The organism is Nonomuraea terrae (assembly GCF_004348995.1).
GTDB classification, from domain to species: Bacteria; Actinomycetota; Actinomycetes; order Streptosporangiales; family Streptosporangiaceae; genus Nonomuraea; species Nonomuraea terrae.
Genome location: NZ_SMKQ01000089.1, coordinates 1 through 23150 on the forward strand (window position 1 = coordinate 1; position 23150 = coordinate 23150).

The 23150-nt window shown below is 72.0% G+C and carries 15 protein-coding genes and 1 pseudogene; 12 read left to right on the forward strand and 4 right to left on the reverse strand.

The window, feature by feature from the left end; translation table 11 throughout:
• Together E1286_RS48100 and E1286_RS25550 are read left to right on the forward strand one after the other, a co-directional pair.
• Nucleotides 1-771: pseudogene (locus E1286_RS48100) on the forward strand (hypothetical protein); the annotation flags it as partial.
• A gap of 73 nt (nt 772-844) precedes the next feature.
• Nucleotides 845-3091: an acyl-CoA dehydrogenase family protein gene (locus E1286_RS25550; protein WP_132616201.1), complete on the forward strand. Its 2247-nt coding sequence runs from the start codon at nt 845-847 to the stop codon at nt 3089-3091.
• Between the two features lie 53 nt (nt 3092-3144).
• Here E1286_RS25550 and E1286_RS25555 read toward each other — a convergent pair whose 3' ends face one another.
• Entirely contained in the window at nt 3145-5187 is a 2043-nt protein-coding gene (locus tag E1286_RS25555; protein ID WP_132616203.1) for a SpoIIE family protein phosphatase, read from the reverse strand.
• A 233-nt stretch (nt 5188-5420) separates the two neighbouring features.
• The gene (locus E1286_RS25560; protein WP_132616205.1) at nt 5421-7262 is read right to left on the reverse strand and encodes a hypothetical protein; all 1842 of its coding nucleotides are present in this window, start codon (nt 7260-7262) and stop codon (nt 5421-5423) included.
• An 80-nt stretch (nt 7263-7342) separates the two neighbouring features.
• Here E1286_RS25560 and E1286_RS25565 point away from each other — a divergent pair, with 80 nt between their 5' ends.
• The 5 genes from E1286_RS25565 to E1286_RS25580 all read left to right on the forward strand — a co-directional run bounded on the left by E1286_RS25565 (nt 7343) and on the right by E1286_RS25580 (nt 15276).
• A complete protein-coding gene (locus E1286_RS25565; RefSeq protein WP_132616207.1) occupies nt 7343-9013 on the forward strand; it encodes an MmpA family trehalose lipid delivery protein in 1671 nt (556 codons plus the stop codon).
• 112 nt (nt 9014-9125) lie between these two features.
• A complete protein-coding gene (locus tag E1286_RS51360; protein WP_268958758.1) occupies nt 9126-9260 on the forward strand; it encodes a hypothetical protein in 135 nt (44 codons plus the stop codon).
• 12 nt (nt 9261-9272) lie between these two features.
• Nucleotides 9273-10076, forward strand: coding sequence for a glycosyltransferase (locus E1286_RS25570; RefSeq protein ID WP_132616209.1), 804 nt, complete (start codon nt 9273-9275; stop codon nt 10074-10076).
• A complete protein-coding gene (locus tag E1286_RS25575; protein WP_132616211.1) occupies nt 10073-11167 on the forward strand; it encodes a glycosyltransferase family 4 protein in 1095 nt (364 codons plus the stop codon). Before E1286_RS25570 ends, E1286_RS25575 begins: the two co-directional genes overlap by 4 nt.
• A complete protein-coding gene (locus E1286_RS25580) occupies nt 11164-15276 on the forward strand; it encodes an alpha-(1->3)-arabinofuranosyltransferase domain-containing protein (RefSeq protein WP_165969912.1) in 4113 nt (1370 codons plus the stop codon). Before E1286_RS25575 ends, E1286_RS25580 begins: the two co-directional genes overlap by 4 nt.
• Here the strand turns inward: E1286_RS25580 and E1286_RS25585 are convergent.
• Nucleotides 15203-16348: an acyltransferase family protein gene (locus E1286_RS25585; protein WP_165969913.1), complete on the reverse strand. Its 1146-nt coding sequence runs from the start codon at nt 16346-16348 to the stop codon at nt 15203-15205. The two genes, E1286_RS25580 and E1286_RS25585, sit on opposite strands and share 74 nt — an antisense overlap.
• Nucleotides 16349-16509: 161 nt before the next feature.
• On the opposite strand from E1286_RS25585, the gene pgfA reads away from it, so the two are divergent.
• Together pgfA and E1286_RS25595 are read left to right on the forward strand one after the other, a co-directional pair.
• Nucleotides 16510-17421, forward strand: coding sequence for a cell envelope lipid trafficking protein PgfA (pgfA, locus tag E1286_RS25590; RefSeq protein ID WP_132616217.1), 912 nt, complete (start codon nt 16510-16512; stop codon nt 17419-17421).
• Nucleotides 17422-17549: 128 nt separating this feature from the next.
• Nucleotides 17550-18656 (forward strand): NAD(P)H-dependent flavin oxidoreductase, encoded by a 1107-nt coding sequence (locus E1286_RS25595; protein WP_132616219.1) that lies wholly within the window; start codon nt 17550-17552, stop codon nt 18654-18656.
• Between the two features lie 2 nt (nt 18657-18658).
• Here E1286_RS25595 and E1286_RS25600 read toward each other — a convergent pair whose 3' ends face one another.
• Nucleotides 18659-19468, reverse strand: coding sequence for a crotonase/enoyl-CoA hydratase family protein (locus tag E1286_RS25600; protein ID WP_132616221.1), 810 nt, complete (start codon nt 19466-19468; stop codon nt 18659-18661).
• Nucleotides 19469-19585: 117 nt separating this feature from the next.
• On the opposite strand from E1286_RS25600, the gene E1286_RS25605 reads away from it, so the two are divergent.
• The 3 genes from E1286_RS25605 to E1286_RS25615 are packed head-to-tail and all read left to right on the forward strand — an operon-like array spanning nt 19586 to nt 23032.
• Nucleotides 19586-21136: an acyl-CoA synthetase gene (locus E1286_RS25605; RefSeq protein ID WP_132616223.1), complete on the forward strand. Its 1551-nt coding sequence runs from the start codon at nt 19586-19588 to the stop codon at nt 21134-21136.
• Nucleotides 21126-22010 (forward strand): Zn-ribbon domain-containing OB-fold protein, encoded by an 885-nt coding sequence (locus tag E1286_RS25610; protein WP_246075130.1) that lies wholly within the window; start codon nt 21126-21128, stop codon nt 22008-22010. The genes E1286_RS25605 and E1286_RS25610 overlap by 11 nt, the downstream gene beginning before the upstream one ends.
• Nucleotides 22007-23032 carry a thiolase domain-containing protein gene (locus tag E1286_RS25615; RefSeq protein WP_132616225.1) on the forward strand — a complete coding sequence of 342 codons (1026 nt, stop codon included), beginning with the start codon at nt 22007-22009 and terminating at the stop codon, nt 23030-23032. The genes E1286_RS25610 and E1286_RS25615 overlap by 4 nt, the downstream gene beginning before the upstream one ends.
• The last annotated feature ends 118 nt before the right edge of the window (nt 23033-23150 follow it).

Consider the following 23150-nt stretch of genomic DNA (forward strand, 5'->3'; position numbering starts at 1 on the left):
GTGCCGGTGAGGCCGCCTCGGCGGGGGGTCGGGGACATCCCGATCAAGGTGGTCTACCTGGCCGGCGCCATTGTGGCGACGGTGCTCGCCGTGGTGCTGGTGTTCACCGTGTTCTCCGGTGACGTGCCGAACCAGGATGCCGAGCAGGTCGTCCGGGTGGCGCCGGTGCCCTCCGTCACGGCGACTCCGACCCCGTCGGCCAGTCCGACGCCGACGGAGAGCCCGATCGTGTTGCCGCCGGTGCCGGAGAGCAAGAAGTTCGCCACCTTCCCCGGCAAGGCGTCCGCCGTCGTCAACACCATCACCGACAAGAACACCGGCATCACGTACCCGAGGCTGGCCAAGCCGTGGCAGGCCAAGTCGTTCTCGCCGTTCTCGGTCGCGCAGCGGATCGGCGAGGTGGCCGTCCCGCACACGGTGGTCGCCTCCGCGATGCTCCCCGGCGAGTCGCCCGAGGAGAAGCCCTCCTCGGACGCCGACTACCGTGAGATCGCCACTCAGGCCGTCCGCTGGACGATGCGCACGCAGTACCCGAAGGGCGCCACGCTCTCCTGGACGGCGTCGCAGAAGATCCCGGTCGGCAAGGGGTGGACGCTCGGCTACAAGGTCACCTACACCCACGACGGCAAGGAGCAGGACGCCCAGGCGATGGTGACGGTCATCGAGGTGGGCAAGACGAAGCCGGCCATGCTCATGGCGTCGATCCCCGAGACGAACAAGGCCCGCTGGCGCGACCTGAACACCCTCGTGGAGCGCGTACGCCCCCTCTAGAAACCTCTAGGCCAGAAGCATCCTCTAGAATATGGTTCTGGGCATGCATCCGGACCTGGCTGGAGGATGAGGAATGGCTATCGGGTTGAGCGAGGAGCACGAGGCGCTCCGCGAGTCGGTGAGCGGCTGGGCCGAGCGCAACATCCCCTCGGAGCTGCTGCGCGCCGGATCGGACGGGCGTCCGCCGTTCTGGTCGGGGCTCGCCGAGCAGGGACTGCTCGGCCTGCACCTGCCCGAGGAGGCCGGCGGATCCGGCTACGGGCTGCTGGAGACCGCCGTGGCCGTCGAGGCGCTGGCCGAGCGGATGGCGCCCGGCCCCTACGTGCCGACGGTGCTGGCGAGCGCGGTCATCCACGCGTCGAAGCGTCACGAGCTGCTGGAGCCACTGGCCGACGGCACGCTCACCGGCGCCGTGGCGCTGACCGGCGCGCTCACCGGCACGCGTGCTGACGACGGCTCCCTGGTCGTGTCGGGCACCGTCGAGCCCGTGCTCGGCGGCTCGCTGGCCGACGTGCTGGTGCTGCCGGTCTCGACCTCGGAGGGCGAGGAGTGGATCGCGCTCGACGCCTCCGTGGCGACCGTCACCGCGATCAAGTCGCTCGACCTGACCAGGCCGGTCGCGAAGGTGGAGCTGTCGGACGTGACCGTGCCCGCCGAGCGGGTGCTCGACGGCGTCGAGGGCCCCGACGTGCTCAACCTGGCCGCGATCATCCTCGGCGCCGAGGCCGCCGGCCTGGCGTCGTGGTGCGTCACGTCCTCCGCCGAGTACGCGAAGGTGCGCGTCCAGTTCGGCCGGCCGATCGGCCAGTTCCAGGGCATCAAGCACAAGCTGTCGCGCATGCTGGTCGCGCTGGAGCAGGCCCGCGCCACCGTGTGGGACGCCACCCGCGCCGCGGAGCGGGGAGCCGGGCCGGAGAGAGCGACGGAGGAGCCGACGGAGGCCCGTGGGAGCGCGACCGTCAGCGCGGCCAAGGAGCTGGAGTTCGCCGCCGCCGTCGCTGGAGTGATGGCCCCCGACGCGGCCGTGCTGTGTGCCAAGGACGCCATCCAGACGTTCGGCGGCATCGGCTACACCTTCGAGCACGACGTCCACCTGTACTACCGCCGCGCGCTCACCCTGCGCGCCCTGCTCGGCTCCTCGGCCGAGTGGGCGGGCACGGTGACCTCCCTCTCGCTCCAGGGCGTCTCCCGCGACATGCAGATCGAGCTGCCGGAGGACGCCGAGGAGCTGCGCGAGTCGATCCGCTCCGAGATCGCGGAGATCGCCCGGTTGGAGGGCAAGGAGCAGAAGCGCGCCCTGGCCGAGCGCGGGTTCGTCATGCCGCACCTGCCCAAGCCGTGGGGCCGCGGCGCCAAGCCGCTGGAGCAGGTGCTGATCGCGCAGGAGCTCAAGGCCGCCAAGGTCAAGCTACCCGCCCTGATCATCGGCGCGTGGGTGGTGCCGTCCATCGCCGTGTACGGCACCGAGGAGCAGCAGCAGCGCTTCCTGCCGAAGACGCTCAGCGGCGAGATGATGTGGTGCCAGCTGTTCTCCGAGCCCGGCGCCGGCTCCGACCTGGCCTCGCTGCAGATGAAGGCGGAGAAGGTCGAGGGCGGCTGGCGGCTCAACGGCCAGAAGATCTGGACGTCGGTCGCGCACTTCGCCGAGTGGGGCATCTGCATCGCCCGCACCTCCAACGAGGGCACCAAGCACCAGGGCATCACGTATTTCCTGGTCAACATGAAGGACCCGGGCGTCACGGTCCGGCCGCTGACCGAGATGACCGGCGAGAACCTTTTCAACGAGGTCTTCCTCGACGACGTCTTCGTCCCGGACGACCTGGTCGTGGGCGAGGTCGGCGAGGGCTGGAAGGTCGCCCGCAACACGCTGTCCAACGAGCGCGTCTCGATGGGCTCCGGGTCCGCCGGGGCCGCCGGCGTGTCCGACCTGCTCGGCCTGGTCGGGCGGCTCGGCCGGGAGCTGTCGCCGGTCGAGGCGCAGAAGGTGGCCGAGGTGGTCTGCGAGAGCCACTCGATCGCCGCGCTGGGGCTGCGGGTCACGCTCAAGCAGCTGGCCGGCGCGGAGCCGGGGGCGGACGCCTCCGTACGGAAGCTGTTGTCCACCTCGCACGCCCAGCACGTGGCGGAGACCGCGGTGGAGCTGCTCGGCGCCCAGGCCGTCGTCGCCGCGGACATGAAGCTCGGCGACGCCGGCTTCTGGAACCGATCGGTCCTCGCCACCCGGGCCATGACCATCTACGGCGGCACGACCGAGGTCCAGCTCAACATCATCGGCGAGCGCATGCTCGGCCTGCCGAGGGACCCCGAGCCGGGCAAGTGACGGCTTCCGGCCATCCCCCCTCAGGGGTTGCGGGGGGATGGCCGGTTCCTCGTTCAGGCTCCAGGCAGCCGTACGGCGATCATGGCGATGTCGTCCTTGCGCGCCATGGGCAGCCGGGTGAGCAGCAGGTCGCAGAAGGCGTCCAGAGGCTCGCCGGCCATCGAGGCGGCGGCGCAACGCAGTCGTTCGAGGCCCGCGTCGAGGTGTTCGCCCGGCAGCTCCACCAGGCCGTCGGTGTAGAGCAGCAGTGTGCTGCCAGGCGGCAGCGACGCGACGGCGGTGGTGCGCGGCATGTCGTAGGCCACGCCCAGCATGGGGTTGATGGCGCCTTCGAGGTAGCGCGCCTCGCCCTCGTGCGTGACCAGCAGGGGCGGCGGATGGCCGGCCACCGAGTAGCGCACCCATCGCGCGCCCTCGTCCTGGCCTTCCACGCGGGCCAGGATGCAGGTCGCGGTGTCCTCGTCGTCGAGCAGCTCGGTGGCGATGTTCAGACGGCGCAGGATGTCGCCAGGAGGTTCGCGGCGGTCCATCGCCAGGCCCCTGAGCATGTTGCGCAGCTGGCTCATGGTGACGGCGGCGCCCAGGTCGTGCCCGGCCACGTCGCCGATGGTCAGGATCGTCGAGCCGTCCGGCGACACGAACGAGTCGTACCAGTCGCCGCCGATCTCCGCCGCGGTGGCGCTCGCCCGGTAGCGGGCGGCGATCTCGAGGCCCGGCACCTGCGGGGGATCGGGGAGCAGGTAGTTCTGCAACGCGAGCGCGACGCGCTGGGTGCGCTGGAACCGCATGGCGTTGCTGAGGTGGGCGTGCGCGTGGTCCAGCATGCGGCCCAGCAGGTCGACGTCGGCGGCGCTGAGCGGCTCGCGGTCGCCGCAGATCGTGGCCACCACCACCGCCGCCACCGCGCCGTCCACGACGACCGGCACCAACGCCGTGCTGTTGGCCTCGACGGCGGCGAACCACTCCTCCGTGCCCGTCGGCGGGGCGCCGGGCGGCGGCGCTCCCGGGGGGAACGTGGTGCGGATCGGCTGGCGGGTCCTGATCACCTCGGCGAAGTCGCTGTCGGGCTCGAACCGTTCTGTGCGCAGCGGCGGGCGCGTCAGCAGCCCGTCCCGCACCGTGTTCGCGACCCGCTCGGCGAAGAAGGGCGAGGGGATCGACTCGTCCTCCATCTCGGGCAGCAGGTAGATGCCGCACCCGTCGGACACGGCCGGCACGATCACCTGGGAGAGCGCGGTCAGCACGTCGTTGAGGTCGGCGAGGTCCGCGGTGGCCGCCGCGGCCTGGTCGAGCAGCTCTCTGTGTCGTTCCTCCGCCCACTCCTGCTCGATGTCGGTGATGGCGCCTACCCACTCGACCAGTTCGCCGTTCTCGACGATGGGCACGGCCCGGGCGCGGACGTGCCGGTAGGCGCCGTAGGGGGTCCTGAGCCGGAGGACGTGCTCCCAGCGGGCCAGCCGGCGCACGGTGTCGAGCCACCTGTCGATGGTGGGCTTGCGGTCGTCCAGGTGCACGGCGTTCAGCCAGCCGTGGCCGCGGTACTCCTCCCACGACTGCCCGGTGTAGCGCTGCCAGCCGACGCTCGGCTCGTTCACCTGGCCGTTGGGGCCGGTCACCCAGGTCGCCTGCGTCACGATCTGGAGCAGGCTCTGGTAGCGCTGCAGGAACCTGCGGCGTTCGTCGGCGACGGAGCCGATCACCTGGGCGGCTTCGACCTCGGAGGTGACCTCCACGGCCATGAGGAGCACGCCGTCCTCGCCGTCCTCGAGCGTGATCTTCGACAGGCTGGCGGAGGCGTAGCGTTCCCGTCCGGCCGAAGGGTGATCGCCGTACTCGAACGGCAGCTCCTGCAGGCTGATCGCCTTGCCGGTCTCACGCACCTGTTCGAGGAGCGAGAAGTAGCCCTCCTGGCTGATGTCGCCGAAGATCTCGCGGGCCGGTGCTCCGAGCCGGCGTTCGCCGACGATTTCCTGGTAGGCGTAGTTCATGTAGATGAGCCGGTGATCGGGGCCGCTGAACACCGCTACGCCCACCGGAGCGGGATCGAAGACGTCCAGCGGCAGATCGCCGGCCGTTCTCGGTTCCGCGTCCTTCATTCGTGCCTTCCCCCGGCCACCCCGCCGGTGCTTGGGCCGTCCCGCAGTGGCGGGACCATGAGTGGTCTGAGGATATGTCGGGTTTCGCCCAAAAAGCGAAATATTCGGGGCATGGTCGAGGGTTAACCCGGGGCTGTCGGCCCGGGGATCCGCGCCGCGGGCGACAGCCAGGGTGGCGGCATCCCGGTCGGCCGCCTCGCGCCGGCGCTCCGGGCGGCCGCCCTGCCCGGCCGCTATCCCCCTACGGGGCGCGGAGGGACGGCCGGTTTCTCGTCGTCGGCGACCGGGACGCCGAGCCTGATCTCGCCCACGCAGGTCGTGCCGTCGAGCGTGCGGAGGACGAGCTCGCCGCCGCCGCCGGTGACCGTGGTGAATGTCACACCCAGGTTCCGGCCGGCCCGCGCTTCCGCCCCCGCCGTGCCGAGCCGGACCGACAGGGTGGTGGGGGCGCCGTTCAGATAGGAGATCTGTACGGTGCGCTCGGCGTCACGGACCGGGGCGGGCAGGCGGAAGCGCACCGCGTCCGGCCCGACGGGCGTGCAGCCGCCGCCGGCGGGGGCGGGGATCGTGACGCCGTCGATCCGCACCGGACGCAGCCGGCCGCTCGCGTCGAACACCAGCGGGTCAGCCACCGGCCCCGCCAGCCGCCTGGTCCACACGACCCGGTGCGGCGCGGCCGGGCCGACGACCCTGGAGTGCAGGGCGTAGTCGTAGAAGAACGGCGGGAACGCCACCTTGTCCGCCACGTACGTGTCCAGCACCGTGGAGCCCGCGGGCACCTGGGCGAGTGCCTGCTCGGCGGTCTGCACGTAACTCTTGACGTTCCTGCCGAGCGGCCGGTCGGCGTACGCGGCGACCGACCAGAGCGAGCCCGCCGTGACCGCGGCCGCCAGCGGCACCCAGGCCCAGCGCCACCGCAGCGCAGGACGCCGCCACGGCCGCTCCTCGCCCAGCACCGGGATGAACGCCAGCCCGATGACGAGCGCCATCACGACGGCGGTGGACGAGATGTACCGCAGCTCGAACCCGCTCAGATCGGGACCGAGCACCTCGACCCGCCCCAGCATGATCGGGACCACGTCCGCCAGCAGGAAGTAGCCCAGCAGCGTCACCCACGCCAGCCAGGCCCGCCGCCGCCAGAGCACCGACACCGTCACCGCGACCGCCGCGACCGCGAGGGCCGCCCACATCAGCGGGGCGGGGGTGGCGGCCAGCGCGTAGTCGTCGCCGATCGGCTGCCACCGCCAGGGCCCGCCCAGCGCCGTGGGCACCAGCGAGCCGGACAGCAGCGTCCACACGGACTTCGCGGCCACCTCGGGGCTGGGCAGCCGCGGCTCGAACGTCTCGTTCGTCAGCTGCACCGACGTGAACAGCCGGTGGAAGAAGACGATCGCGTACGGGACCAGCACGCCCAGGTGGAGCAGCCATGCCCGGCGCAGCCGCGCCACCCCGCCGAGCCAGCCGGCCGTCAGCACGAACGCCAGCACGAGGATGAACGGCGCCTTGACGAAGAACACCATCCCGAACGCCGCCCAGCCGGCCGCGGCCAGCGCGTGCCGCAGGCGCCCGGTGCGCGCGTACAACACATGAGAGGCGAGCGCCATCGGCAGCGCGATCTGGAACGGCAGCGTCTCCGCCACCACCGCCCACCACGACAACCCCGGGATCGTCATCGGTGTGACCAGCGCGAACCCGAGGGGCACGAGAATGGCCGGGCGCGGCCCGAACAGCACCCACAGCAGCCGCAGCAGCGCCAGCCCGGCCGCCGCCTGCAGGCCCATCGTGAGCGCGTGCGCGAGCAGGTCGTTGTGCACGCCGAGCCGGCCCATCGCCCAGTGGATCGCGAACGCCCCCGGCATCAGGTGGCCGAAGTCGATCCGCATGAGGTAGTCCCAGGTGAGCCCGTTCTCCAGGCCCCTGGCGATGAACATGAAGTCGTCCTGGCGGAAGTACGTCCGCCTGACCAGCTCGAACTTCCACACGAGCTGGGCCGCGACCATCACCAGGGCCACGGTCAGCACGGTGTCGCCGGAGCCCGGATGCCGGCGGACCCGCTCCGCCACCGCCACCGCCATCGCCTCGCCTCCCGGCGAAGAGTAACGACCCGGACGTGACGGGCGGAATGGGCGTTCCCCGGTTGTGATGTCATATCGGGATGTCCCACACGGCCCGCGCCGGGCTCTCCGCCGCCCTCCTGGGGCTGGTGCTCGGCTGCCTGGCGCTGGGGCCCGCGCTGGGGTGGGGGTTCACGCTCATCCAGGACATGGTGTTCGTGCCCGACCCCGCCTTCTCGCGCTTCACGTTCGGGCTGGCGGGCGGAGCGGCGCGGGTCGTGCCCAGCGACGCCGTGGTGACCGCGCTGGCGCAGGTGCTGCCCGCCGAGCTGGTGCAGAAGCTGATCCTGCTGGCGATCTTCGTGCTGGGGTGTTCGGGGGCGGCGCTGCTGGTCCCGTCCTCTTCGGTGGGGCCGCGGCTGGTGGCCGGGGTGTTCTACGTGTGGAACCCGTACGTCGCCGAGCGGTTGCTGATCGGTCAGTGGGCGCTGTTGCTCGGGTACGCGGGGCTGCCGTGGGTGGTGCGTGCCGTCTGGTCGGGCCGGCGGACGGCGCTCGCCATCCTTCCTGCGGCGGTGGGCGGATTCGCCGCGATGACGGTGACCGCCCTCACGGCGCTCCCGCTCGCCGTGGCTCGCTGGACGTCCGGGAACGGGTCCGGGAACGGGTCCGGGAACGGGGCGCGCTGGGCAGGGCCGGCGCGGGTGGTGGTGGTGCTGGCCGTGTTCAGCCTGCCGTGGCTGGTGCCGACGGCGCTGCGGCCGGAGGGGTTGCGGGGCGATCCTGTCGGGGTGGAGGCGTTCGCGGCCCGGGCCGACACACCGTTCGGGGCGGTGGGCAGTCTGCTTTCGCTGGGCGGCATCTGGAACATGTACGCGGTCCCGCCCGGCTACGAGACCGTGCCCGGCGCGGTGGCGCGGATGCTGATCACGCTGACCGGGCTCGCGTTCTTCCTGCGCGGCGCGGTGGCGTACAGGAAGGGGCTGGCCGCGGCGGCCGCGGTCGGGCTGGGCGTGGCGTGCGTCGGGGTGAGCGAGCCAGGACGAGCGGCGTTCCGCTGGGCCGTGGAGCTGTGGCCCGGTTTCGCGGTGTTCCGCGACGCCCAGCAATTCGTGGCCCCCCTGGCCCTGGCGTCCGCCGTTGGGCTGGGCCTGCTGGCCGCCCGCGTCACGGGCCGCTCGGGCCGCTCGGAGCTTTCGTCCTCGGACGGCGTTCGCGGTTCTCCCTCCAGAGGATCTCGGCCCGTGATCCGCGGTAGGGGGTGGGTTGTGGTGTTGGTCCTGGTGCCTCTCGCGGTGTTGCCGACGATGGCGTGGGGAGCGTTGGGGCGGCTAGCAGCGATCGCCTACCCCGAGGGGTGGACGGCCGCGCGGGAGGTGATCGGCCGGGATCCGGCGCCCGGGGACGTGCTGGTGCTGCCGTTCGAGTCGTACCGGCGGTTTCCGTGGAACGGCGGGCGGGCGGTGCTCGACCCCGCGCAGCGCTTCTTCGCCGCCCCCGGCCGCCGGGTGGTCACCAACGACGCCGTACGCGTCGGCGAACTGCTCGTCAGAAGCGAGGACCCCCGCGCCCAAGCGGTGGAACACGTCCTTCAAAGCCCGTCACCCGACCTCCCCGGCGCCGGGTTCCGCTACGTGATCGTCAACGCGGGAACGCCGGCGGAGCGGCAACGGTTCGCCGGATGGCTACGCACCGCGACGCTCGTAGTCGACGCGCGTGACCTGCGCCTCTACCGATTCGACGGTCCCGTCCGCTCCATTCCACCCCAATAGGTACGCTGATCAGCGGACTTATTAGGATTCCGTGCAGTTACTTTCGAGTAGCACGAATTGGTTCTAGGTTAGGAACGCCTCGGACCAGAGCCCGCTCCAGGAGGAAACCCCCTTGGTCAAGATCCTCTTAGCAGCGATCGCCGGCGCAGCCGTGGCGGCACTCGTGGTGACGGTCACCACCGTCTCCCTCAGCGGCGCCACCGCGACCCCGGTCAACCAGCCGCTCTACAACTACGGCGACCGGTAACCGAACGCCGCCATGCCACCCTCTCCGTCAGGGGACGAGAGGGCGAGCCGGCCACCACTGCTTGAGATCGTCGTTCCCGCCCACAACGAGGAACGCCGGCTTCCCGGGGGGCTCCTGCAGCTGTGCGCGAAGCTCGCCCGCATGCCGTTCCCCACCGCCGTCATCGTCGTCGACAACAACAGCACCGATCACACGGCCGAGGTCGTCACGACCTGGCCGCGCGGCAGCGTGCCGGTACGCCTGGTGCGCTGCGCGACCCGGGGCAAGGGCGCGGCCGTGCGCGCCGGGCTGCTCGCCACGAGCGCGCCCTTCGTCGGCTTCTGCGACGCCGACATGGCCACCGACCTGGAAGGCATCGACCTGGCGCTCGGGCTGCTGCTGTCCGGCGAGCGGGTGGTGATCGGCTCCCGGGCGCACCGGCGCTCCCACGTGGAGAACCGGCACAGCCGGATCCGCGAGCTCGGCGCGTACGGCTTCCGCGCGCTGGCCGGGGCGCTCGTGCCCGGGGTGAGCGACACCCAGTGCGGCTTCAAGTTCTTCGACGGCGCCCTGGTCCGCGAGGTCGCGGCGCTGCTGCGCACCCCCGGCTTCGCCTTCGACGTCGAGCTGCTCGCGCGCTGCCGGGCGCGGGGTTTCGAGGCGCGGGAGATCCCGGTGCGCTGGCGCGACATGCCGGGCTCGCGTTTCTCGCCGGCCCGGCACACGCTCGGCATCATGCTGGAGCTGGGCCGGATCTGGCTGCGGCTGCGCGCCCGGCCGCGGCCCGCCGGGCATCCGGCCTGGGAGCCGCCGCTCGACCCTGTCGGATACCCATGAGGATCGCGGTCGTCAACTGGCGTGACCCGTGGCACCCGCAGGCCGGGGGCGCGGAGACGTTCGCCTGGCAGCTGGCCCGCCGCTTCGCGCGGGCCGGCCACGAGGTCTGGTACGTCACCGCGCGGGCGCCGGGCCAGCGGCGGCGCGAGGTCGTGGCGGGCGTGCGCTTCGCGCGGATGGGGGGCGTGTTCACCGTCTACCCGCTGGTGCTGGGCTGGCTGCTGGCCCGCAGGAGGCGGTTCGACGCGGTGCTCGACTGCCAGAACGGCATCCCGTTCTTCACCCCGTGGGTGCTGCCGCGGCGTGCCCGGGTGATCTGCGTGGTGCACCACGTGCACGACCGGCAGTTCGGGCTGCACATGCCGGGGTGGCTGGCGGCGTTCGGGCGGTTCCTGGAGGGGCCGGTGTCGCGGTGGAGCTACCGGCGGCGCCCGAGCGTGGCGGTGTCGCCGTCCACGGTGCGGGCCATGCGCGAGCGGCTCGGCTGGCGGGGGCCGATCCACGTCGTCCCGAACGGCGTGAGCGTCGCCACGCCCGCCGAGCCCGCGAGGAGCCCCGAGCCGCGGATCGTCTGCCTCGGGCGGCTGGTCGCGCACAAGCGTGTCCACCTGCTGCTCGACGCGGTACCGGAGCTGCGCGAACGCTTCCCCGGCCTGGTCGTGGACATCGTCGGCCGGGGCCCTGAGGAGGCGTCGCTGCGGGCGGGGCTCCCCGAGGGGGTGGTGCTGCACGGCTACCTGCCGGAGGAGGACAAGGCCACGGTCGTCGGGCGGGCGTGGCTGCACGTGAGCACCTCGCAGGGTGAGGGCTGGGGGCTGAGCGTGCTGGAGGCCGCCGCCCTGGGTGTTCCCACGGTGGCGTACGACGTGGACGGGCTGCGCGACGCCGTACGCCACGGGAAGACCGGCTGGCTGCTGGCCGAGGGTACGGACCTGGCCAAGGGCATCGCCGGGGCACTCGGCGAACTGGACCACACTTATAGCGTGAAATGTCGGGAGTGGGCGGGCCGGTTCTCCTGGGACCGCAGCGCCGAACGCCTCCTCGCGCTCATGCGCGGTCAGGACCCCGGTCCGGGCTGGGAGGAACCGTGACCGTCCCGTCCCTGCTGCCCACCGACAAGCTGGTGGCCGGTCGCCGCACCGGCGCGGGCCGGCCCGTGGGGGAGAAGGCCAGGCGGCGGCTCTGGCTGCTGCTGTGCTGCTTCGGCTTCGGGCTGCTCGCGTTCACCACCAAGCCGGGTCAGCTCATCGCCGACACCAAGATGGACCTGGCGCTCAACCCGGTCGGCTGGCTGGAGCGCGCCACCCACCTGTGGGACCTGCAGCACTTCGGCCAGCTGCAGAACCAGGTCGCCGGCTACCTCTTCCCGATGGGCCCGTTCTTCGCGCTGGGCGACCTGGCGGGCGTCGCGCCGTGGGTGACGCAGCGGCTCTGGCTGACGCTGCTCATGTGCGTCGGATTCCTCGGCGTGGAACGGCTGGCCCGGCAGCTCGGCGTCGGCACGCCCGGCACCAGGGTCGTGGCCGCGCTGGCGTACGCGCTGGCCCCGCGGACGTTGTCGATCCTCGGCGAGATCTCGATCGAGTGGCTGCCCGCCGCGATGTTGCCGTGGATCCTCATCCCGCTGCTGACCGCCTCGGAGACGGGGCAGCGGGCGCGCGGGGCCGTCAGGTCGGCGCTGGCGGTGGCGCTGTGCGGCGGCGTCAACGCGGTGGCGGTGCTGGCCGTGCTGGTCGCGCCCGTCCTGTACATCCTGACCCGGCCGCGGCCGGTGCCGCGCTGGCGGATGCTCGGCTGGTGGTCGGCCGCCGTCGCGGTGGCCACCCTGTTCTGGTCGCTGCCGCTGCTGCTGGTCGGCCGGTACGCGTTCTCGTTCCTGCCGTACACCGAGACCGCCGGGACCACCACGGCCGTCACCTCGCTCACGAACGTGCTGCGCGGCGCCTCGGACTGGGTGCGTTTCCTGCCGCTCGACGGCGTCCTGGAGCAGCCGCCCGGGTTCGCCATCGCCACCTCCGCCACGATGGTCGTGGTCACCGGCGTCATCGCCGCGCTGGGCCTGGCCGGGCTGGCCCGCCGCGACCTGCCCGCCAAGGGTTTCGTGATGGCGCTCTTCCTGGTGGGCGCGGCCGCGATGGCCGCCGGGCACATCAGCGCCCTGGAGCCGGTCGTGGCCGAGCCGGTGCGCTGGCTGCTGGACGGCCCGCTCGCGCCGCTGCGCAACCTGCGCAAGTTCGACCCGCTCGTCCGGCTCGCGCTCGCTTTCGGCCTGGCCCACCTGCTCGTCAAAGCTCGCCTCCCGGTCCGTACGGTCGCCGTCGCCGCCTTCGCCGCGCTGCTCGTGCCGGTCGTCAACCAGGGCCTGGCCCCGCCCGGCGACTTCCGCGAGGTGCCGTCCCACTGGCGGCAGGCGGCGGCCTGGCTGGACGAGCACGCCGGCGACGCGGGCGTGCTGGTGGTGCCCGGCGCCAAGTTCGGCGAGTACGTCTGGGGCCGGCCCCTGGACGAGCCCCTGCAGGCCCTCACCACCGCCCGCTGGACCACCAGGCAGATCACGCCACCGGGCTCGGTCGGCCTGTCGCGGCTGCTGGACGCCATCGACCAGCGGCTCACCTCCGGCCACGGCTCGCCGGGCGTCACCGCCGTGCTGCGCCGGATGGGCGTGCGCTACCTGCTCGTCAGGAACGACCTCATCCGGCAGAACCTCCAGGGCGCCTGGCCGTCGCGGATCTACGAGGCGCTGCGCGAGTCGCCCGGCATCGCGAAGGTGCGCTCGTTCGGCGAGCCGGTGGGTGACCGGCAGAGCGACGACGCCGTGAACACGCTGGACCCGGCTTTCCCCGCGCTCGACCTCTACGAGGTGGAGGGCGCCTCCGACGTGGTCTCCGTGGAGTCCGCCTCCGACGCACTCGCCGTGCGCGGCGGGCCCGACTCGCTGCTCGCGATGGGCGACCTCGGCCTGCTGGACGACGGCCCCGTCCTGGTGAACGGCGACGCGGGCACGCGCGACGCCCTCTCCGTGGTCAGCGAGGCGCTGCGGCTGCGCGAACGCTCGTTCGGCGAATTGCGGTCGAACCGGTCGCCCACCCTCACGGCCGACAAGAAGGCCGACTTCGCCGGCGTCCGGGAGCCGGACCTGCTGGAGGAGGGCTGGCTCGACCGGACCGCGGTCGCCGAGTACCACGGCATCGCCGGCGTCAGCGCGTCGTCGTCGGTCGCGGACCCGTACGCGATGCCCGGCGTCAGCAGCGTCGGCGGCGGCCCCTGGGCGGCGCTGGACGGTAACACCGCCACCGCCTGGGAGAGCGACGGCTCCCAGCGCCCCGACGGCGAGTGGCTGCGGGTGGACCTGCCGAAGCCCACCCGGATCCCGTACGTGAACGTCATGTTCGCCTCCAGCCTGCGGCTCGGCCAGTCCACCGGCCGGGTGGCCGTGGAGACCGAGGCGGGGAGCCTGGTCCAGGACGTCACGAGCACCACCGGCACGCAGCGGCTGCGCGTGCCGGACGGGCCCACGACGTGGCTGCGGATCAAGGTCGCCGGGACGGCGTCGCCGCAGTGGAGCTACGGGCAGCGGGTCGGCGTGGTCGAGCTGTCGATCCCCGGCGTCGTGCCCGAGCGCACGATCCGGCTGCCCGGCCAGGGCGGCGACGTGTACGTCATGGACAGCGGCGCCGACGACAAGCCCGCCTGCATGCGCACCCCGGCGCGGTGGGTGTGCAACGAGGCGCGACTGGCCGGTAAGGGAGAGGAGACCGGGTTCGACCGGACCTTCCGCGCGGAGTCCGCCGCGAGCGTGAACGTGCGGGGAACGGCCGTGCTGCGTGATCCGGAGCTGATCGACCGGTTCACCCGCCTGCGTGCGGATCTGACCGTGGTGACCGGCTCGTCACAGCTCACCGACGACGCGGTGGTCTCGCCCCGGTCGGCGTTCGACGCGGACGGCAGCACCACCTGGGTCCCCGACGGCAAAGACGCCGAGCCCACGCTCACCCTCGTCTGGAAGGCCAAGCGGACGGTCTCCCGCGTCCAGATCCAGCGACCGGCCGCCGACCAGGGGCCGCTCGACGTGATCGTGACCGGCGACGGCCGTGAGGTGCGGGCCGGACGGGTGGACGCGCGCGGCTACCTGACGTTCGAGCCCCTCACGACCACCCGGCTCACGCTGCGCTTCATGCCGTTCTCCAAGCGGCTGCAGGTGAGCGAGCTGGTGGTGCCCGGCGTGCAGCCGGTGGGCCGGCCCTCGGGCGTCCCGCTCCGGCTGCGCTGCGGGTTCGGCCCCAACCTCGAGGTGAACGGCCGCACGATCCCCACCAGGGTCACCGGCACCCACGCCGACCTGCTGGAGCAGCGGCCGGTCCAGATCACCGGCTGCGCCGAGGCGGAGCTCGCGGCGGGCGACAACCGGGTGCGGCTGGCGGGCTGGGACGCGTACACGATCGACGCGCTCGTCGTCGGGGCGCTGCCCACGCGGGCGGGCGGCGAGCAAGGGGCGGCGGCGCCGGGCGCCTGGACGCCGTCCGTACGCGAGGTGCGGGTCGACGCGCCGCAGGACGCCTTCCTCGTCGTCAACGAGAACTACAACGACGGCTGGCAGGCCCGGATCGACGGCCGGACTCTCGACCGCGTGCGGATCGACGGCTGGAAGCAGGGCTGGGAGCTGCCCGCCGGCACCTCGGGGACCGTCCGGCTGGAGTACCTGCCCGACCGCGTCTACGGGCTCGCGATCACGCTGGGGCTGGCCGGGATCGCGCTGCTCGCGTTCATCGCGCTCGTGCTGCGCGGGCCGCGTCCCGAGCACGTGCGGGAGACCGCCGCGGCCAGGGCGGCGCGGCTGTCGCGCCTGCGGGCTCCGTACGCCGTGGTGCTGGCGCTGGCGTTCGGCTGGTGGGTGGCGAGCTGGCCGGGCATGGCCGCGATGCTCGCCGCCGTCGTCGTGACGCTGCTGCAGCGCGCCCGGGGACTGCCCGCGCACCGGGCGGCGGCCGGCTTCTTCTGCCTCGCCACGATGGCGTCGGCGGCGGGCCTGGTGCTGCGCGAGCACGGGATCGACGTCGGGCCGCTCATGGACCAGGGGCCGCAGCTCGCCGCGGTCGCCGCCGTGGGCGTGCTGATCGGCCAGCTCGTCACCGAACGGGAGCGGCCGGCGCCGGATCCGGAGCCGGCCGAGGCCGAACGGGTGCTGACCCGTGCCGGCTGAGCCGCAGCGCGGGGGCCTCGAGCAGGTGGTGACTGGCGACGCTCAGCAGTGTCGTGACGACGAAGGACACCACCGCCACACTGGCGAAGTCGCCGCCGAACGGCTGCGCGCCGGTGAGCTTGAGCTGCAATGCGATCACCGGCGCGTGCCACAGGAAGAAGCCGTAGGAGATGCGCCCGAAGTAGGCCGTCACCGGGTTACCGAGCGCGCGGGTGCGCAGCGCGTCGGCCCGGGGAGCCAGCGCGAACGGCGCCACGAGCAGCACCGCCACGGCCGCCTCCAGGCTGAGCCGCCACAGCGACTCCGTCAGCGAGGGCAGGTCCAGCGTCCGCGGCCCGGCCAGCCCGGTGCTCAGCAACGCGTACAGCAGGGCGGCCAGCACCAGCAGCTGCGGCGCCAGCGAGTCGACCACCCGGCTGTGCCCGATCCACACCGACAGCACCGCCAGCGCCATGCCGCAGCCGAAGAACACCAGGTGGTACGGCAGCATCAGCCCGAGCTGCGGCAGGTCGTGAACGCGCGCCACGACGACGGTGGCCACCGAGACCACCGGCAGCACCGCGATGCCCGCGAGCAGCCGGACCGGCCGGTTGCCGCCGCGCGCCCACCGGTGCAGGACCCAGGCCAGCGGCGGCAGCAGCACGTAGAAGGCCATCTCGATGGGCAGCGTCCACATCTGGTAGAGGCCGTCGGGGGTCGGGTCGGCCGGGAAGTAGTTCTGGACGAGCAGCATCCACTTGAGCCAGCCCGTCCAGTCGAAGGAGCTCCACGCCCACAGCACCAGCCCGGTCACCAGCCAGTAGACCGGCATCACCCGCAGCACCCGCCGCCACAGGTAACGCAGCGGTCTCGGCCGTGTCGTATCCTCGATCACCGCGCGCGCCCAGGGGCGGTAGAGCAGCAGGCCCGACAGGAGGAAGAAGATGGGTACGGCGATGCCCAGGCGGCTCATCATCCAGGCGAGCATGCCGTCGCGGTACATCACGCCGGTGTTGCTGCCGACGTGCAGCAGCCAGACGCCGAGCGCGGCGACCGCGCGCAGGCCGTCGAGTGCGGCGTCCCTGCCCCTCATCGAACCTCCTGCCCTCCCGATTTCCTGAGCTCGGTCAACCACGATAGAACTTGTTTCTATCGGTTGTGCCGGGGTGCTTTGCCCGCAGATGACCGTGTCACTCTCTGTCATACTTTGTTGCCGTTGATCACCCCTAGACGATGATGAATCCGGAGGCCTCGATGGGTCGCATCTCCACGCTCGTCCTCATCGGGTTCGGGGCTTTCTTCGTCACGCTGGCGCCGCTGCTGAAGTTCTGGGCCGCGGACCAGCTCACCTACGCTCCGGCCAACCACTTTCTCATCTCGCGGCTGGAGGCCGAGGACGCTCGCTACTTCTCGGTGCAGGACCTGAAGGTGCTCACCGCCGACCTCGACATCGTCGTGACCACGCGCGGCGACGTGAAGGAGGCCGACGGCGACCGGGTCGTCTGGGACGAGGCCATGGTGGTCAACGACGTCACCAACGAGCGGTCGCAGGTCGACTTCACCGAGCGGCGCAGCGCGTTCGACCGCTACACCGGCCTGGCCGTCGACTGCTGCGGCAACAGCGTGGAGAACGAGCCGGTGGAGATGGAGGGGCAGATCTACAAGTTCCCCTTCGACGTGCAGAAGACGACGTACAAGGTGTTCAACCCGGTGGCGCAGAAGGCGTACGACGCGCGGTTCGTGCGCGAGGACACCGTCGACGGCCTGCCCGTCTACGTCTTCGAGCAGACCGTCCCGCCGACCAGGACCAGGACGAGCACGCCGCCGAAGAGCGCCATCGGCATGGACGGCAAGGGCGACGTGCGGGTCGAGCACTGGTACGACGGCACGACCACGTTCTGGGTGGAGCCGGTCACGGGCTCGCCGGTCCGGCAGGAGGTGCGGCGCCACGAGGTGATGAAGACCGAGGACGGCGTCGAGCGCTCGCCGGCCTTCGTCGCGGACGCGAAGATGACCGAGGACACCGTGGCGAAGCTCGTCCAGAACGCCGAGAACGCCAAGACCCAGATCGACCTGCTGCGCACCATCATCCCGCTGGTCCTGCTGATCATCGGCGTCATCCTCCTGGCCACCGGCGCCGTCCTCTCCCGCCGCCCATCCCGCTGACCCCGAGCCGCACCGTCACCCACCGTCGATGGAACGGGTTATCGTCCGGAGTCACAGTCCGACACCGGCCAGAGATTCCCGTGTAGAACGCGTTGCAGTTGGTCGTCCGCCGGACGTATCGTCGGGCCATGCGGACACGCGTCACGGACATGTTCGGCATCGAGCTCCCGATCTTCGCGTTCAGCCATTGCAGGGACGTGGTCGCCGCCGTCAGCAAGGCGGGCGGCATGGGGGTGCTCGGGGCGCTCTACTTCACTCCTGAGGAGCTCGAGACCGAGCTTACATGGATCGACGACCACGTCGACGGCAAGCCGTACGGCGTCGACGTGGTCATGCCGGCGTCGTACGAGGGCGCCGACTTCGCCGCCGACGAGCTGGTCGGCCGCCTCCAGGGGATGATCCCCGACGGCCACCGGGCGTTCGTCGAGAAACTCCTGGCCAGGCACGGCGTGCCCGCGCTGTCGGCGGACGCCGACCCCGGCCGGGTCCTGCTCGGCTGGACCGACGCCACCGCCCGCCCCCAGGTGGAGGTCGCGCTGCGCCACCCCATCGCGCTGCTCGCCAACGCGCTCGGCCCGCCGCCCGCCGACATCGTGAAGCTCGCCCACGACCACGGCGTCAAGGTCGCCGCCCTCGCCTCGACCCCGCGCCACGCGCTCAAGCAGGTCGAGGTCGGCGTGGACGTCATCGTCGCCCAGGGCACCGAGGCCGGCGGCCACACCGGTGAGATCTCCACGATGGTGCTCATCCCGCAGGTCGTGGACGCCGTGGACGTGCCGGTGCTGGCCGCCGGCGGCATCGGCAACGGCCGCCAGATGGCCGCCGGCATGGCACTCGGCGCCGAGGGGGTGTGGACCGGCTCGCTGTGGCTCACCGTCGAGGAGGCGGACACCCCGGAGATGGCCAAGCGCCGCATCCTGGAGGCCACCTCGCGCGACACCGTGCGCTCGCGCAGCTGGACCGGCAAGCCGGCGCGGCTGCTCAAGAACGAGTGGACCGAGGCCTGGGAGTCGGAGGAGTCGCCGGGCACGCTGCCGATGCCCCTGCAGTTCATGCTCGTCTCGGACGCGCTGCGGCGCATCGGCCGCTCCGACGCCGCCGAACTGGCCACCTTCCCCGCCGGCCAGATCATCGGCATCACGAACCAGGTCCGCTCCACCAAGGACGTGATGTTCGGCCTCGTCGAGGAGTGCGGCGAGGCCCTCGAACGCCTCGGACGCCTCACCTCCGACTGATTTCAGTGTCCCCGGTAGACGGCGGGGCGCTTTTCGCGGAAGGCGAGGGTGCCTTCCTTGGCGTCTTCTGAGCCGATCACGGGCCAGCCGAGCTCGTCGGAGACCTTCAGCGCCTCCCGCTCCGGCATGCCCTGCGTGTCCCGGTACGTGCGCAGGATCGCCTGGACGGCGAGCGGGCCGGCCGCGGCGACGTCCGCGGCCAGCTCGCGGGCCGCGGCCAGCGCCTGGCCGTCCGGGACCACCCGGTTGACCAGGCCCATCGACAGTGCCTCGGCCGCGGAGACCGCCCGCCCGGTGAGGAGCAGGTCCATGGCGTGGCAGTACGGGATCTGGCGCGGCAGCCGTACGGCGCTGCCGCCCATGGGGAACAGCGCCCGCTTGGCCTCGAACAGCCCCAGCGTGGCCGACTCCGCCACGATCCGCAGGTCCGTGCCCACGAGCAGCTCGGTGCCGCCGGCGACCGCGTACCCCTCGACCGCGCAGATGACCGGCTTGGTCGGCAGGTCCTCGCGCAGCAGCCCCTTCCAGTGGTAGTCGACGATCTGGGCGGCCCGCGCCCGCACCTCGGGGTCGGACGACGGCTGCCCCATGGCCTTGAGGTCGGCGCCCGAGCAGAACGTGCCCTCCGCCCCGGTCAGGATCGCGACCCGGACGCCGGGCTCCGCCGACGCGTACGCCCACGCCGACGCCATGCCGACCAGCATGTCCGCCGACAGCGCGTTGCGGGCCTCCGGCCGGTTCATGGTGACGACGAGAACGTGTCCGTCGCGTTCGACCCGGCAGTGGGGGGTGCTGATCGGAAGAAGCTCCACGGACGCCTCCGAGCGGGGGAAAATCAAGCGCTTGCTACAGACTTGGCCCAAGGATACGCTCCGACCAGCAAATAAGAACAGGTTCCTGTTTTGCCCGCTCTGAGCTTAGGAGAGCAGATGGGCACGCTGGGTTTCTGGAGGTTGGCGGAAGCGGACCCCGACTGGGTCGCGGCTGTGGATCCGGACGGTACGGAGCATCGGGCGGGGGAGCTCCTGGCCAGGTCGAACCGGCTCGCGCACGGTCTGCGGGCACTCGGGCTGGAGCCAGGCGACGGCGTCTGCGGCCTGGTCCCGAACGGTGCCGACGGCCTCGTCCTCTACCTGGCGGCGTTGCAGGCCGGCTGGTACTACACGCCCGTCAACTGGCACCTGACCGGCCCCGAGATCGCCTACATCGTCGCCGACAGCGAGGCCAAGGCGTTCTTCGTCCACCCGCGGTTCCATCGGGAGGGCGCGCGGGGCGCGGAGGCCGTCGAGCCGCACCGCCGCTTCCTTCTCGGAGACGACAAGCGGGACGGCTTCCGGATGGCGGACGAGCTGACCGACGGGCAGCCGGACGCCACCCCTGAAGGCCGTACGGCCGGCGCCACCATGCACTACACCTCCGGCACCACCGGTAGACCCAAAGGCGTCAGAAGAGCGCTCAACGGGCTGGACCCGGACGACAACGCCGAGCTCATGACGTTCCTGCTGCAGATGTTCGGCATCACGCCGGGCCGTCCCAACGCCCACCTGGTCACGTCGCCCGGCTACCACACGGCGGTCACCCAGTTCGGCGGCACGGCCCTGCACATGGGCCACACCCTCGTCTACATGGACCGGTGGGACGCCGAGGAGATGCTCCGGATCTGCGAACGTCACCGGATCACCAACTCCCACATGGTCCCGACCCACTTCAAGCGGCTGCTCGCCCTGCCGGAGCGGACGCGCGCGGCGTACGACCTGTCGTCGCTGCGCTGGATGATCCACGCCGCCGCGCCCTGCCCCGTCCCCGTCAAGCGGGCGATGCTCGACTGGTGGGGCGACTGCGTGTACGAGTACTACGCGGCCACCGAGGGCGGCGGCACCATCGCCACCCCCGAGGACTGGAAGGCGCACCCGGGCACGGTCGGCAAGGCGTGGCCCATCAGCGAGCTGCTCGTCGTGGACGACTCGGGCGAGCCCGTCCCGACCGGCACCCCCGGCACGATCTACATGAAGATGACGGGCGCCACGTTCGAGTACAAGGGCGACCCCGGCAAGACCGCCGCCAACCGCCTCAAGGACTTCTTCACCGTCGGCGACATCGGCTACCTCGACGAGGACGGCTTTCTCCACCTGTGCGACCGCAAGGCCGACGTGATCATCTCGGGCGGCGCGAACATCTACCCGGCCGAGATCGAGAACGAGCTCATGGTCCACCCCAAGGTGGCCGACGTGGCCGTGTTCGGCATCCCGGACGAGGAGTGGGGCGAGCAGATCAAGGCCGTCGTCGAGCCCGCGCCCGGTGCCGAGCCCGGCTCCGAGCTGGCCGCCGAGCTGCTGGCCTCCCTGGAGGGCCGGCTGTCGAGGATGAAGTGGCCGAAGAGCATCGACTTCATCGCCGAGATGCCCCGCGAGCCCAACGGCAAGCTGCTCAAACGCAAGCTCCGCGACCCGTACTGGGAGGGACACGACCGTGCCATCTGATCCGCTGGTCGCCCGGCACGTCCTGGAGTTCCCCGGCGGCTACACCCGTACGACCGGGCCGGTGATCGGGCGGTTCCTCAGCGAGCTGCGCGCCCGCCGCATCGTCGGGGTGCGTACGGCCGAGGGCCGCGTGCTGGTGCCGCCCCTGGAGTACGACCCCGCGACCGGCGAGGCGGTCACCGGCGAGTACGTCGAGGTCGGCCCGGCCGGCGCGGTCACCACGTGGGCCTGGGTGGACGAGCCGCTCGACGCCCACCCCCTCGACCGGCCCTTCGCCTGGGCGCTCATCGAGCTGGACGGCGCCGACACGGCGCTGCTGCACGCCGTGGACGCCGACAACCCCAAGGCGATCGCCGCGGGCACGCGGGTGTGGCCGGTCTGGAAGGACCGCCCCACCGGGCACATCACGGACATTTCCTATTTCGTGCCTGAGGTGACGAAGATCGTCGCGCCCGTGCGCACCGAATACCGGCTCCAGGCCGGCGGCGCGCTCCGCGTCTTCCTGGAAGGCGTCGCGCGCGGCGTCTTCCTCGGGGGACGCTGCCCTTCCTGCGACCAGGTGTACGTGCCGTACCGGATGTCCTGCCCCGAGTGCGGCGAGGTCATCGGCGAGCCGGTCGAGCTGCCCGACACCGGCACGATCACCACCTACGCCATCAACAACCTGCCCGACCCCCGGGCCCCGCAGGTGCCGTTCGTGTCGGCGTACATCCTGCTCGACGGCGCCGACATCCCGATGATCGCCCTGGTCGGCGGCGTGCCCGCGCACGAGGTGCGCCAGGGCATGCGCGTCAGGGCCGTCTGGGTCCCACCGGAGGAACGGACGGCGTCCATGGCGAGCGTCCGCTGGTTCGCACCCATGGAGCCGTCATGAGAGACGTCGCGATCGTCGCGTTCGCGCAGACCCGGCACACGTCCCACGACACCGGCCTGACCGAGCCCGAGCTCATCCGGCCGGTCATCGACGAGGTCAAGGAGCGCACGGGCCTGCGGCGCTTCGGCTTCACCTGCTCCGGCAGCTGTGACTACCTGGCCGGGGCGCCGTTCTCGTTCGTCTCGGCGCTCGACGCGCTGGGCGCCTGGCCGCCGATCTCCGAGAGCCACGTCGAGATGGACGCCGCCTGGGCCCTGTACGAGGCGTGGGTGCGCCTCCAGCACGGCGACATCGACTCCGCCCTGGTGTACGGCTTCGGCAAGTCGTCGCTCGGTGACCTGCGCACGATCATGACGCTCCAGCTCGACCCGTACTACCTGGCGCCGCTCGGCCTCGACCAGCTCGCCTACGCCGCGCTCCAGGCCGCCGCGGTGGGCGCGGAACGCAAGGAACTCGACGAGATCGTCCGCCGCAGCCGCGCGGACGGCCGCGGCAACCCGTACGCGCTGGACCTGCCCGACCCCGACGGCGCTGAGGACTACGCCGTACGGCCACTGAAGAAGACGGACGTCCCGCCCATCACGGACGGCGCCGCCGCGATCGTGCTCGCCGCCGGCGACCTGGCGCGACGCCTCACCGCGAACCCCGCGTACATCACCGGCATCGCACATCGCATGGAACCTCACTACCTGGGCATGCGAAACCTCGCTTTGTCGGCCTCCGCGGCCGATGCCGCACGAGCCGCGGGGGTCGGCAAGGGCCCTGTCGAGGTCGCCGAGCTGCACGCCCAGTTCCCGCACGAGGAGATCATCCTGCGCCGTGCCCTCGGCCTCGGCGAGGAGACCACGATCAACCCCTCCGGCGGGCCGCCGGCCGCCAACCCCGTCATGGCCACCGGCCTCATCCGCATCGGCGAAGCCGCCCGGCGCGTCCTGGACGGCTCGGCCCGCCGCGCCGTCGCGCACGCCACCGGCGGCCCCTGCCTGCAGCAGAACCTCGTCACCGTCCTGGAGGCCCCATGAACCGGGAGCGATCCCGACGCAGTGAGCGGAGTGGACGGCTGAGGGACGAGGCCGGTCGCGGAGCGAATGAGGAGTGGTGAGCGACCCATGAACCGGGAGCGATCCCGACGCAGTGAGC

What these genes read in the sequence shown, in the direction of transcription:
- E1286_RS25550 (WP_132616201.1), top strand. Translation starts at nt 845, where the DNA reads ATGGCTATCGGGTTGAGCGAGGAGCACGAGGCGCTCCGCGAGTCGGTG.
- E1286_RS25555 (WP_132616203.1), bottom strand. Translation starts at nt 5,187, where the DNA reads ATGAAGGACGCGGAACCGAGAACGGCCGGCGATCTGCCGCTGGACGTC.
- E1286_RS25560 (WP_132616205.1), bottom strand. Translation starts at nt 7,262, where the DNA reads ATGGCGGTGGCGGTGGCGGAGCGGGTCCGCCGGCATCCGGGCTCCGGC.
- E1286_RS25565 (WP_132616207.1), top strand. Translation starts at nt 7,343, where the DNA reads ATGTCCCACACGGCCCGCGCCGGGCTCTCCGCCGCCCTCCTGGGGCTG.
- E1286_RS25570 (WP_132616209.1), top strand. Translation starts at nt 9,273, where the DNA reads ATGCCACCCTCTCCGTCAGGGGACGAGAGGGCGAGCCGGCCACCACTG.
- E1286_RS25575 (WP_132616211.1), top strand. Translation starts at nt 10,073, where the DNA reads ATGAGGATCGCGGTCGTCAACTGGCGTGACCCGTGGCACCCGCAGGCC.
- E1286_RS25585 (WP_165969913.1), bottom strand. Translation starts at nt 16,348, where the DNA reads ATGAGGGGCAGGGACGCCGCACTCGACGGCCTGCGCGCGGTCGCCGCG.
- pgfA (WP_132616217.1), top strand. Translation starts at nt 16,510, where the DNA reads ATGGGTCGCATCTCCACGCTCGTCCTCATCGGGTTCGGGGCTTTCTTC.
- E1286_RS25595 (WP_132616219.1), top strand. Translation starts at nt 17,550, where the DNA reads ATGCGGACACGCGTCACGGACATGTTCGGCATCGAGCTCCCGATCTTC.
- E1286_RS25605 (WP_132616223.1), top strand. Translation starts at nt 19,586, where the DNA reads ATGGGCACGCTGGGTTTCTGGAGGTTGGCGGAAGCGGACCCCGACTGG.
- E1286_RS25615 (WP_132616225.1), top strand. Translation starts at nt 22,007, where the DNA reads ATGAGAGACGTCGCGATCGTCGCGTTCGCGCAGACCCGGCACACGTCC.